Consider the following 12,556-nt stretch of genomic DNA (forward strand, 5'->3'; position numbering starts at 1 on the left):
CGATGAAGAGGTTTTTCAGAAAAAGTTCATTCATGTATAATGTTATTCATAAACAATTTTTAAAGGAGGACAACATAGTGAGTTTGTTACATATTGCGGTTTTATTACCGTTAATATTTGCACTCATTATTCCTATCCTATATCGATTCGTTAAACGTATACATTTAGGATGGTTTGTATTACCTGTCCCTATTGTCTTATTTATATATTTCTTATCATTGATTTCAATGACGATGTCAGGTAATAACGTAATGAAAACCTTAAATTGGATGCCACATTTTGGAATGAATTTCAATTTATATGTGGACGGTCTCGGATTATTATTCAGTTTACTTATTACAGGTATTGGCAGCCTGGTTGTTTTATATTCAATTGGTTATTTAAGTAAATCCGAACAACTCGGGAACTTTTATTGTTATTTATTACTATTTATGGGTGCAATGTTAGGAGTTGTATTCTCTGATAATTTTATTATTTTATATTTATTCTGGGAGTTAACTTCTTTCTCAAGCTTTTTACTTATTTCATTTTGGAGAGAGAAAAAAGCTTCAATCTATGGTGCTCAAAAGTCACTTATTATCACAGTTTTAGGCGGATTAAGCTTACTAGGAGGTATTATCTTACTTTCACTAGTAGCTGATACTTTTAGCATACATTCCATGATTAATAAAGCGAGTGAAATTCAAAGTAGCCCGTTCTTCATCTTAGCAATGGTATTCTTTATGATTAGTGCATTTACTAAATCAGCACAAGTACCATTCTATATTTGGCTACCAGATGCAATGGAAGCACCAACACCTGTTAGTGCTTATCTTCACTCAGCTACGATGGTTAAAGCTGGCCTTTATATAATTGCTAGAATAACGCCTATCTTTGCGATATCAGAAGGCTGGGTTTGGACAATCACTCTAGTAGGTCTAATCACATTATTCTGGGCTTCACTCAATGCGACAAAACAACAAGATTTAAAAGGTATCTTAGCTTTTTCAACGGTATCGCAGTTAGGTATGATTATGTCTATGCTTGGTATTGGAGCTGTGAGTTATCATTACCAAGGTCCAGATAGTCAGTTGTACGTGGCAGGATTTGTGGCTGCTATTTTCCATTTAATCAATCATGCCACATTTAAAGGTGCATTATTTATGATTACTGGAGGTATAGATCATTCAACGGGTACACGTAATGTTAAAAAATTAGGTGGTCTTCTTACAATTATGCCTATTTCATTTACGCTTACGTTAATAACAACGCTAAGTATGGCAGGTATACCACCATTTAACGGTTTCTTATCTAAAGAGAAATTTTTAGAAGCTATGATTAACATTACACATGCAAACATAATGAGTTTAAATACTTTAGGTGCTATTTTCCCAATTATTGCAATTGTAGGAAGTATATTTACCTTTGTTTATTCCATTAAATTTATTTTGCATATATTCTTTGGAAAATATAAACCGGAAGAATTACCTCAACAAGCGCATGAAGCTTCGGCATTAATGCTTATCTCACCAATGATATTAGCGTTATTGGTTATCGTGTTCGGTTTATTCCCAAGTTTATTAACACAATCAATCATAGAACCGGCATCACAAGCTATAAGTCAATCAACAGAATTAACGGCTGAGTTCCATCTTTTCCATGGAATAACACCTGCATTCTTATCAACTTTAAGCATATATGTGAATGGTACTTTGCTTCTTGTAACTTTTAGTTACTGGGTACATTTACTAGAAGCCCAGCCAGATTATCTTAAATTAAATTACTGGTATGATTCATCAGGTCAGCATATACCTGGCTATTCTGAAAATATCACTCATAGTTATGTAACTGGATTTTCAAGAAACAATTTGGTGATAATATTAGGTACACTTATTGTTTTAACTATCGTCACTTTATTAAGCGTACCTTTCAGTATTGATTTTAAAGATGTAAGTCATTTAAGAATATTTGAAGGTGGCATATTACTATTCTTACTTGTTGCTGCATCATTTATTGTATTTGCAAAGTCACGTTTATTTAGCATTATCATGTTAAGCGCAGTCGGTTACGCTATCTCAGTATTATTTATTTTCTTTAAAGCACCTGATTTAGCGTTAACACAATTTGTTGTTGAGTCTATCTCTACAGCTTTGTTCTTATTATGTTTCTATCACTTACCTAACTTAAATCGCTACAATGAAAAACCAACATTTAAAATGACTAACGCAATCATATCGATAAGTGTTGGTTTAACAGTTATTACTTTAGGTTTGATAGGTTACGGAAACAGACATTTTGGTTCAATCACAAAGTTCTATCAAGAACATGTATATGATTTGGCTCATGGTAAAAACATGGTAAACGTTATTCTTGTCGACTTTCGTGGTATGGATACACTATTTGAATCATCTGTACTTGGTATTGCTGGTTTAGGTGTTTACACAATGATTAACCTTCGATTGAAACAACAAAATCAATCAAGCGAGGTGAATGACCATGAATAGACAAAAAAATAATCTTATGTTTCAATATGCAGCTGTTGTTATATTCTTCATGGTTATTGTGTTCGGATTTTCTTTATTCTTAGCTGGACATTATACACCTGGTGGAGGATTCGTTGGTGGTTTATTATTTTCAGGAGCGCTTTTAGTCGTAACAATCGCTTATGATGTGAAAACGATGCGTAAAATCTTTCCTTTAGATTTTAAAATTTTAATCGGTATCGGTTTGCTATTTTGTGTAGGAACACCTTTAACAAGTTGGTTCATGTCTCATAACTTCTTTACTCATGTCACATTCGACGTGCCTGTACCATTACTTGAACCGTTGCATCTCACTACGGCAATGTTCTTTGACTTTGGCGTACTTTGTGTAGTAGTAGGAACTTTAATGACTATTATTATTTCGATTGGAGAGAACGAATAGTGGAAATTATCATGATATTTGTTAGTGGTATTCTCACAGCTATAAGTGTCTATCTCGTTTTGTCTAAAAGTTTGATACGAATAATTATGGGAACTACACTACTAACTCACGCGGCAAATTTATTTTTAATTACCATGGGAGGATTGAAGCATGGTACAGTTCCTATCCATGAAAAAGGAACTTCCAGCTATGTTGATCCAATACCACAAGCTCTTATCTTAACTGCTATCGTAATAGCCTTTGCAACGACAGCTTTTTTCCTAGTTCTTGCATTCAGAACTTATAAAGAACTAGGAACAGATAATGTTGAGCTTATGAAAGGAGCGCCAGAAGATGATAGAGAGTAATTTGCTTGTCTTAACATTAGTCATACCCATCGTCACTGCAATATTACTCATATTTGTTGGAAAGCGCCCAATAATCAAACGTTATGTTGCACTTATAGGCGCAATATTGACACTTATTGTCGCCTTTATTAACTTAAAACACGTCTTAAGAGATGGACCGTTAAAAGTAGAGCTCGGTTCATGGAAAGCACCATACAGTATTGTGTTTGTGTTAGATATCTTTAGCGCCTTACTTATCATTACTAGCATAATCATTACAATATTAGTAATTTTGTATTCATATCGTTCAATCGGTGTAGATAGAGAACGTTATTATTATTATTTCTCTATCATGTTTATGTTAATAGGTATTATTGGTGCATTTACAACTGGTGATATTTTTAACTTGTTCGTATTCTTTGAAGTCTTTTTAATGTCTTCATATTGTTTACTCGTTATAGGTACGACGAAAATTCAGTTACAAGAAACCATTAAATATATCTTAGTCAACGTCGTTTCATCTTCTTTCTTTGTTATGGGAGTAGCAGTCCTATATTCAGTTGTGGGTACTTTAAACTTAGCTCATATAAGTGAAAGAGTATCTCAACTATCCGTCCACGATAGTGGTTTGGTCAATATTGTTTTTATACTATTTATATTTGTTTTTGCAACTAAAGCAGGCGTCTTCCCCATGTATGTATGGTTACCAGGCGCTTATTATGCTCCACCTGTTGCAATTATTACTTTCTTTGGTGCCTTATTAACTAAAGTTGGTGTTTATGCAATCGCGAGAACTTTGAGTTTATTCTTTAATAATTCAGTTAGCTTCTCTCATTATATAATATTATTCTTAGCATTACTTACTATTGTCTTTGGCTGTGTAGGTGCCGTTGCTTATTATGATACTAAGAAAATTATCCTATACAATATTATGATAGCTGTTGGTGTCATTTTAGTCGGCATAGCAATGATGAATCAAACTGGCATGATGGGAGCAATTTATTATACATTACACGATATGCTAGTTAAAGCTTCCTTATTTCTACTTATAGGAGTGATGTATAAAATTACGAAAACTACTGACTTACGGCAGTTTGGTGGCTTAATCAAAGGATATCCTATTTTGGGTTGGACATTCTTTATAGCTGCTTTAAGTCTTGCAGGTATCCCTCCTTTTAGTGGGTTCTATGGTAAATTTTATATCGTCCGCGCAACTTTTGAAAAAGGATTTTACCTAAGCGGTATCGTAGTTCTGCTTTCAAGTCTAGTCGTTTTATATTCGGTCATACGTATTTTCTTAAAAGGATTCTTTGGAAAAGTTAAAGGTTATGAAGTGACACATCAAGTTAATGTGAAATATCTTACTACTATAGCTGTGGTTTCTACAGTCATTACTGTAATATTTGGTTTATCTGCGAATATGCTGTTCCCTATTATAAAAGATGGTACGCAAACATTTGTTAATCCAAGTATTTATATTCATAGCGTGTTAGGAGGTAAATAGAATGGCTATTCAGTTTATTATTAATTTATTAGTCTCTATCATTTGGTTACTAGTGACAAATAGCTATACGTTAAACAACTTTGTCCTAGGATTCTTATTAGGTTTAGTTCTCGTTTATCTCCTTCACCGTGTCATGCCTGGTCGATTCTATCTAATCAGAGTTTATAGGATTATCATGCTCACCGTTACGTTCTTAACTGAATTAATTAAAGCAAATTTTAATGTTCTAAAAATTATTCTTAAACCTCGTATTGAGAATAAGCCTGGCTTTTTCGTATATGAGACAGACTTAGAATATGATTGGCAACTTGTATTATTATCTAATCTTATTACTCTAACTCCTGGAACAGTTGTGTTAGGCATTAGTGATGATCGTAAGAAAATATATATTCACTCCATTGATTTCAGTACAAAAGAAGAAGAAGTTGAAAGTATCAAATCTTCTTTAGAAAAGGTAGTTAGAAAGGTAGGCGAAAAATAATGACATTTAAATTTTTTATCATTATTGCATTAATTATTGTCGTACTGTCAATGTTAGCAATGTTAATTCGTGTTATCTTAGGACCTTCTCTAGCTGACCGAGTCGTTGCACTAGATGCGATTGGTTTACAATTGATGGCAGTAATTGCTCTATTTAGTATATTACTTAATATCAAATATATGATTGTCGTCATTTTAATGGTAGGTATCCTCGCCTTTTTAGGTACCTCAGTCTTTTCTAAATTTATGGATGAAGGTAAGGTGATTAAGCATGATAGCAACAATCATCACTAGTATTGCGATTATCTTTGTTGTGCTTGGTGCTTTAATCAGTGCCTTTGCAGCTACAGGTTTAATTCGTTTAAGAGATGTCTATTCTAGAGCTCACGCTGCAGGTAAAGCTACAACGCTTGGAGCGATGTTCTTATTATTCGGTGCATTTTTATACTTTATCGGCACTGAAGAGTATGTCAACATGCAATTAATTATTGGTATTATTTTCGTATTTATCACAGGACCTCTTTCAAGCCATTTAATCATGAAAGCAGCATATAATATCAATACACCATACACGAAAGACACAAAAGTTGATGAAATTAAAGAAGATATGAATGATACAAAATTATAAATCATAGTAAACTTATTTATTAAATAGATGTGGTGCATAGCAATCCTCCTTATTAAATATTATTAGTCGCTTATTATTTAAATAAATTTTCTTACAAACTCTATATTGTACAAAACTTTCAGTAACCTCACAATTAAATAATAGCTCTAAGATAAATTCTAATTAAAGAAGAAATTTTAGAGCTTATTTTTATATCAAAAATTCGTACTACATTTCTATCATTTACTAATAACCCATTTTGATTCTCCCTCATCCTTAATAATACTCCTTCTCTTAAATAATGTTTGTATTGGAAAAGTTGGTTGATAGCTTGCTCTATTTCATTAGACGTTTTGATATTTATACTAGATATAGTCTTAACCTCTTTAATTCATGTATGATTAAAAAATAATTTTCCTGTTTTTATTTTCTAGAACTATCACTCTTTTTTGTAAGTATTAAATAGGTGTGGTATGATAATAAATCGTAATTGTTACGTTTTAAAGCGTGGAGGAGAGATTTGATGCATTGGACAATTATAGGTGGAGGGATACAGGGCACAACGATTGCACTTAAATTAAGACATGATGGTCTACGAAAAGATGAACTTACTATTATAGATCCTTATTCTAATTTGTGTGAAAGATTTAATATATACACACAACGAATCAGTATGCCTTTCTTAAGGTCCCCATTTGTTCACCACATACATCCTAAACCTTTTCATCTTAAGCAATATGCAAAATATCATCAATATACTTCAGCCTATTACGGACCATACAAACGTCCACAAAGAGATATGTTTATGCATCATGTTCATGACCTTGTTCATCAATACGAACTTAATGATTGTCAAATCCAAAATAAAGTTAGAAAGCTAAATAAACGTAGAGATAAATGGGAACTTAAATTGGTAAATGGCGAGAAGTTAGTGACTGATTGTGTCGTCATTTCTAATGGTTGTACACATGCACCTTATATTCCTGATTTATTTCTAAACAAGACGAAAGTTAAACATATTTTTGCTGATGATTATAATCACTCATTAGATAATGATGCGACACATGTCATAGGTTCTGGGATTTCAGCTGTACACCTAACATTAAAGTTGTTAAAAAAATGAGTCGAATCACAAAAATATTCATTTATGGTTAAATAAAGATATAGAGATACATGATTTTGATCCTGATCCAGGTTGGTTAGGACCTAAAAAAATGAACCAACTATTGTCAATATCATCTTCAGATGAACGTATGAAATTAATTGAAGAAGAACGTCATAAAGGCTCTATGCCTATGGAATTATTTTTAAGACTTAAAAAATATATTCAAGCTGAGCAACTTGTTCTACATCATACACCTATTGATAAAGTTAGTGATTCACAAATTTTTGCTGGTGGACAACACTACGATTATGATCAAATTTTACTTGCGACCGGTTTTAGTAATCAAATGTTGACACAACCACTTATTAAATCTCTTGTTACTGAGGAACAAGCTCCTTTAAACGACTCAGGATATCCTTCATTAGCACATGAGTTAGAATGGCTACATCAATTATTTGTAGCTGGTGGACTTGCGGATTTAGAACTAGGACCATTTGCCCGAAACATCATGGGAGATAAAGGAAGTGCTGAACGCATTAGTAAAGCATATCGTCGTTTAAGTAAGAAAATATCGTAAACAAATAGCCCACTTCGATTGTAAACTTTACCATTATACACAATCGAAGTGGGCTATCTGTTTATTTATTTAATTGATTTAATAGCAATTGTCCCTCGCATTACGCTAATCAATTGGTCTTGCTCATCTTTAATATCAATATTCCAAACCTGAGTAGTTTTACCTTGATAAATCAATGTAGCAGTTGCAATCACTCGTCCTTTTTTAGTTGATCGAATATGATTCGCATTCATTTCTAAGCCTAATGGAATGTATTGTTCAGTATCAATTAAATGCGCTGCTCCTATTGAACATGCTGTTTCACCTAAAGCAAGACTTGCACCACCATGCAAATACCCGAATGGTTGTTTTACCTTATCAATAACTGGCATGGATATTACAACCTTACCATTCTCTTGATGTTCTATCTTCATATCAAATGTCTCTAAAAGATTGGTCATAGTTAACACCTCAATTCACATGTTATAGTACCATAGCAGCTATCGTACCAAAAATCATAAGAGGTATATTGTAGAACAGAAAGTTAGGAACACATGTATCCCGTATATGATCATGTTGTCCATCTATATTTAATCCAGCTGTCGGACCTAACGTTGAATCACTTGCAGGTGACCCAGAATCTCCAAGTGCACTTGCTGTTCCTATTAGTGCGATTAAAGCCATAGTATCAAGCCCAATTGACGTTCCAAATGGAATAAATAACGACGCTATGATAGGTATCGTTGCAAATGATGAACCTATGCCCAACGTCACTATAAGCCCAACAATATACATCACGATAATACTTACTAATTTATGATCTCCAGTTAAGCTCGTTAAACTTTTAACTAATGTATCGATATCCCCTGTTGCATTCATAACCCCTGCGAAACCATTTGCTGTTAAAATGACTATCCCAATGTAAGCCATTAATTTAATACCATCGACAAATTGTTCATCCAACTCGTACCAACGATAGACTCTTGAAATGAAGAAGACAAGCACACCAGCTAGTGCACCAAAAATCATTGAATCAGTAAATGTTTGAACTAAGAAAGTAGCAAGTATAGCTACTATCGTAACTATTAATACAAAAGGTTTTAGTTGTGTAGTCGTTTCATGATCATTGACGTTACGTTGTTCATAATGACGAGGCTTTCGATATATAATAAATCCTAAAATCAGACCTACGATATATCCCATTGAAGGTATCAACATCGCCTTCCAAATCATGCTCATTTCTATTGGATAATGTGCTTTTTGAAAACCACTTTGAATAATTTGGTGAAATATCTGTCCAAAACCATAAGGTAAAAGAACATAGGGCCAACATAATCCAAATCCAATCACTAAACCAATTAATCGTCTATCTATTTTTAAATCGTTAAACAGACTAATTAACGGGGGTATAACTATTGGGATAAATGCTATGTGTACTGGAATTAAGTTTTGACTCATAATACTCATTACTAATAATGAGATAATAATAATAACTTTAACTTTGATACGAGATAGTCGACTATTTTCAGAGTGAATACCTTCAATAATCTTACCTACCAGATAGTCGGTAATCCCACTATAAGAAATTAGTGCTGCAAAGCCACCTAATAAAGCGTAACTTAGCGCTACTTCTGCTCCATCTACAATATTCTTACCAAAAACACTGATTACTTTCCCTATATTCATACCTGAAATCAATCCACCCGCAAGTGCACTAATAAATAAACTAATGACTACATTTAACCTACATAGACATAGAATAATCATTAACACAACTGCTATGACAACAGCATTCATCATTTTATTTCACCCTTTATCACTCTATCGAACTAAAGTATTTATAAATTTCATAGTAGCAAGACATGTTTTTAATGTCAATGTAAAAAAGTAAGACCTAGTCATAGCAATCTATTTAATATAACTCATCAAGACTAATGAAATTGCAAAATAAAGATGAATGATTAAGTCTAACTTAAAGTAATTTCCATGTATCTCTAATTATATGATTGTTTCATCCACTCCACAATTGTTGGTATCATATAGCCTGTTGGTCCTTTAGGTCCTTTAAATGAATGAAAATGACTTGTTGCTGGACCAGCAATATCAAAGTGAATATGTGGTGTTAAACCACTAAAATGTGAAATAAAGGCTGCTGCAAATAATGCTTTTCCTTGTCCATTAGTATGATTCACTAAATCAGCGACATCCGACTTTTTTATTAATTGTTGTTCAGTATCTGTAATTGGTAATTCGAACACCTTTTCATCAACTGCATGTGCTACATTTAATATACTTGTCAATTCATTTTTAGCATCGGAATGAAAAGCCGCTGACTTATCTTCGCCTAATGCTACAATTGCCGCACCAGTAAGTGTTGCAAAATCTAAAATCAATTGAGGTTTAAACTGCGTTGCATAAAACACAGCATCTCCTAATAACATTCTTCCTTCTGCATCACTATTTAACATTTCCACTGTTTCACCGTTAAGTGCTGTAAAAACATCATCAGGTTTCATAGAAGCTTCGTTAATCATATTTTCTGCAGAAGCAATTATTCCAACTATGTTGACTGGCAATTGTAGTTTAGATATTGCATCAATCATTCCTACTACATTAGCAGCACCACACATATCAAATTTCATTGTTTGCATACCTGTTTTTGACTTAATACTATAACCACCTGAATCATAAGTAATGCCTTTACCAACTAAAATAATTGGATCTTCATCCTCTTGTGCACCATTGTAGGTGATAGTAATTAATCTGGGTCCATGACTAGAGCCCTTGCCAACTGCATATAATAACCCAAAACCTTCAGATAATAACTGTTCAGTATCTTTAATATCAACATTTACGTTACTTCCGTCAAAATGCTTTCTGATCTGCTCAGCAAAGTATTGAGGCGTTAAAATATTCAGTGGCATCTGACTCAATTCACGAGATAAATTAATGGATTGACCTATTTGTTGACCTTCTTTAACAAGTGTATCGACATCAGAATGAGTCGTTTGTATATGAATATGAGGTTGATATGGTGCTTTTTTATCTGATTTATAGTTATCAAATTGATAAATTGATTGCTCACTTTGTAAACCTAGAGTTTTTAAAAGCTTTGATACATCGACATATTTAGAAATAAATGTCTCTAGAAGTAATTCCGCTTCATTAATATGCTCTTGTTTTAAATATTGAAATAATTGTCCCCAAACCTTTAATAAATTTTGATATGATAATTGCTTCAAATTTCCTAACCCTACAGTCACTAAACGTTTGGGAATATCTTCTATGTAGAAAATTGTCGATGAAATCTTCCCAACCTGACTGCCAATAATACGATGTTGTTTTAACATTTCGATTTGCTTCGTAAGTGTTATTTGATTGTATTTAATCTTACCTAATTGATTAATATGATCAGGAATACCTATGATAATTGTTTCAATCGGGGATTCATTATTGTGATTAACGTGAAAACGCATAGTTTTCCTCCGTTCATTTATGTGTATATCACTCATTATAAATCATTATATAGAAATTCTAAAAACAAACTTAGCAATAAAAAAACTTAATTAAACCACTGTATAAAAAATGCATCCTTTAAGTTAGAATAATAGCACTAACTTAAAGGATGCAGGTTATAAAACTACTATATTATTAAAATATTGCTTTAGAATTTACCTTTTTTAAATGCTAAACCTACGCCACCAAGTTTATATATTGCGCGAGTATCAATGACTTTCTTCAAGAATGCTGCTTTTTTACCAGTAATATCTCTACCATAAACAATACCAACACCATCATGAGCACCAAGTGAACACACTGTTCCACGATTGACATATTGGAAATCTTGTGTAGGTTCACCATTCAACATATGTTTGATATTCATTGCAACGTGTTCACCTTGTTGCATAGCGATTTGAGCAGTTGTAGGTAAAGGACGTTCTTCACCAGCTGGAATAAACGCTGCGCAATCCCCTACAACAAAGATATCATCGTGACCATCTATTGTTAAATCTTGCTTATTAATAATACGCCCACGTTTAACACCTTCAAATGATTCTTCCATTAAGTGACTTCCACGAACGCCAGCAGTCCATACTGAAGTACCTGCTTCTAATTGTTGTTTTTGACCATTTACTTCAACTACGAAGCCTTTTTCATTACAAGCAACAATCGGAGTAGCAATTTTGAATTCAACACCACGCTCTTCTAAATAATTAACAGCGTAATTAACTAACTCATCTGAGAACATAGGTAACATTTTTGGCGCTGCTTCGACACAAGTTAATTTAACTTTGTTTTGGTCGATTCCATATTTACTACATAATTCTGGAACTCTGTCAGTTAATTCACCCAAGAATTCAATTCCAGTAAATCCGGCTCCACCTACTAAGATAGATAAGTCTCTATCATCTTTGTCTTTAGATGCTACATAATTTGCGAACTTATCTTCAATGTGACGAGACAATTTACGAGAAGTTAAAACATTCTCAATTTGGAAAGCATGTTCTTTCATACCATCAATACCAAATGTTTCACTAACAAAACCTAATGCAACGACTAAAATATCAAAATCATAAACACCTTTATCAGTTTCTACGCGTTTAGCATTGCGATCAATTTTCGTTACTTCAGCAACAACGAAATTCACTTTATTTTTATTGACCGTTTTCTCAACAGGATAAAGTAAATCTTCATAATTAATCGTTCCTGCAGAAACTTCATGCAACCAAGTTGTTTCATAGTGGTATTCATTCTTGTTGATTAAAGTAATTTCCGCTGCCTCAGCAGAAAGTTCCTTTTGTAATTTAGTTACAGTTTGTAAACCAGCATATCCTGCACCTAAAACTAGCACTTTCTTACGATCTTGATCCATCTCTAATTCACCTAAGCTTTCATAATATTTTAACCAAAAATGAAGAAAAAGGCTATAAACTTATGACAAAATAAGCTACTTCATTCGTTATAGTCTTCGTCGACATCTCAAATCATTACGTCTTTTTAATTCCTTCCCATCTCCAGTTGTTCACACAAAAGACACTTTTAATCTAAGTTTAATTTTATAGCTTTTACCCTA

11 protein-coding genes and 1 pseudogene are annotated in these 12,556 nt (G+C 33.0%); 8 read left to right on the forward strand and 4 right to left on the reverse strand.

All coding sequences use genetic code 11. The features are described 5' to 3' along the window. Positions 1-77: 77 nt before the first annotated feature. The 8 genes and pseudogenes from DYE57_RS08835 to DYE57_RS08870 all read left to right on the forward strand — a co-directional run bounded on the left by DYE57_RS08835 (position 78) and on the right by DYE57_RS08870 (position 7,503). Positions 78-2,483, forward strand: coding sequence for a Na+/H+ antiporter subunit A (locus DYE57_RS08835; RefSeq protein WP_115313711.1), 2,406 nt, complete (start codon positions 78-80; stop codon positions 2,481-2,483). Then, positions 2,476-2,904, forward strand: a complete 429-nt coding sequence (gene mnhB1 / locus DYE57_RS08840; RefSeq protein ID WP_115313712.1) for a Na+/H+ antiporter Mnh1 subunit B — start codon at positions 2,476-2,478, stop codon at positions 2,902-2,904. Before DYE57_RS08835 ends, mnhB1 begins: the two co-directional genes overlap by 8 nt. Beyond that, complete coding sequence (mnhC1, locus tag DYE57_RS08845; protein WP_115313713.1) at positions 2,904-3,251, forward strand: Na+/H+ antiporter Mnh1 subunit C; 348 nt, start codon at positions 2,904-2,906, stop codon at positions 3,249-3,251. The genes mnhB1 and mnhC1 overlap by 1 nt, the downstream gene beginning before the upstream one ends. Further along, positions 3,238-4,734, forward strand: a complete 1,497-nt coding sequence (gene mnhD1 / locus DYE57_RS08850; RefSeq protein ID WP_115313714.1) for a Na+/H+ antiporter Mnh1 subunit D — start codon at positions 3,238-3,240, stop codon at positions 4,732-4,734. Before mnhC1 ends, mnhD1 begins: the two co-directional genes overlap by 14 nt. Position 4,735: 1 nt before the next feature. Continuing rightward, entirely contained in the window at positions 4,736-5,215 is a 480-nt protein-coding gene (gene mnhE1 / locus DYE57_RS08855; protein ID WP_115313715.1) for a Na+/H+ antiporter Mnh1 subunit E, read from the forward strand. Continuing rightward, positions 5,215-5,508, forward strand: coding sequence for a Na+/H+ antiporter Mnh1 subunit F (mnhF1, locus tag DYE57_RS08860; RefSeq protein ID WP_115313716.1), 294 nt, complete (start codon positions 5,215-5,217; stop codon positions 5,506-5,508). Before mnhE1 ends, mnhF1 begins: the two co-directional genes overlap by 1 nt. Next, the gene (gene mnhG1, locus DYE57_RS08865) at positions 5,486-5,842 is read left to right on the forward strand and encodes a Na+/H+ antiporter Mnh1 subunit G (RefSeq protein WP_115313717.1); all 357 of its coding nucleotides are present in this window, start codon (positions 5,486-5,488) and stop codon (positions 5,840-5,842) included. The genes mnhF1 and mnhG1 overlap by 23 nt, the downstream gene beginning before the upstream one ends. A gap of 502 nt (positions 5,843-6,344) precedes the next feature. Beyond that, positions 6,345-7,503, forward strand: a pseudogene (locus tag DYE57_RS08870) (NAD(P)-binding domain-containing protein). A gap of 65 nt (positions 7,504-7,568) precedes the next feature. Here DYE57_RS08870 and DYE57_RS08875 read toward each other — a convergent pair. From DYE57_RS08875 to DYE57_RS08890, 4 genes are all read right to left on the reverse strand, one after another. Further along, positions 7,569-7,943 (reverse strand): PaaI family thioesterase, encoded by a 375-nt coding sequence (locus tag DYE57_RS08875; protein ID WP_115313718.1) that lies wholly within the window; start codon positions 7,941-7,943, stop codon positions 7,569-7,571. Positions 7,944-7,965: 22 nt separating this feature from the next. Further along, entirely contained in the window at positions 7,966-9,282 is a 1,317-nt protein-coding gene (locus DYE57_RS08880) for a Na+/H+ antiporter family protein (RefSeq protein ID WP_115313719.1), read from the reverse strand. A gap of 194 nt (positions 9,283-9,476) precedes the next feature. Continuing rightward, complete coding sequence (locus tag DYE57_RS08885; RefSeq protein WP_115313720.1) at positions 9,477-10,958, reverse strand: M17 family metallopeptidase; 1,482 nt, start codon at positions 10,956-10,958, stop codon at positions 9,477-9,479. A gap of 188 nt (positions 10,959-11,146) precedes the next feature. Continuing rightward, positions 11,147-12,355 (reverse strand): NAD(P)/FAD-dependent oxidoreductase, encoded by a 1,209-nt coding sequence (locus DYE57_RS08890; protein WP_115313721.1) that lies wholly within the window; start codon positions 12,353-12,355, stop codon positions 11,147-11,149. Between the last annotated feature and the right edge of the window lie 201 nt (positions 12,356-12,556).

This window comes from Staphylococcus saccharolyticus (assembly GCF_900458815.1).
Classification (GTDB): domain Bacteria; phylum Bacillota; class Bacilli; order Staphylococcales; family Staphylococcaceae; genus Staphylococcus; species Staphylococcus saccharolyticus.

Coding starts and splice junctions, on each gene's coding strand:
- mnhB1 (WP_115313712.1), top strand. CDS start 2,476: ATGAATAGACAAAAAAATAATCTTATGTTTCAATATGCAGCTGTTGTT.
- mnhF1 (WP_115313716.1), top strand. CDS start 5,215: ATGACATTTAAATTTTTTATCATTATTGCATTAATTATTGTCGTACTG.
- DYE57_RS08875 (WP_115313718.1), bottom strand. CDS start 7,943: ATGACCAATCTTTTAGAGACATTTGATATGAAGATAGAACATCAAGAG.
- DYE57_RS08890 (WP_115313721.1), bottom strand. CDS start 12,355: ATGGATCAAGATCGTAAGAAAGTGCTAGTTTTAGGTGCAGGATATGCT.
- DYE57_RS08880 (WP_115313719.1), bottom strand. CDS start 9,282: ATGATGAATGCTGTTGTCATAGCAGTTGTGTTAATGATTATTCTATGT.
- DYE57_RS08885 (WP_115313720.1), bottom strand. CDS start 10,958: ATGCGTTTTCACGTTAATCACAATAATGAATCCCCGATTGAAACAATT.
- mnhG1 (WP_115313717.1), top strand. CDS start 5,486: ATGATAGCAACAATCATCACTAGTATTGCGATTATCTTTGTTGTGCTT.
- mnhD1 (WP_115313714.1), top strand. CDS start 3,238: ATGATAGAGAGTAATTTGCTTGTCTTAACATTAGTCATACCCATCGTC.
- mnhE1 (WP_115313715.1), top strand. CDS start 4,736: ATGGCTATTCAGTTTATTATTAATTTATTAGTCTCTATCATTTGGTTA.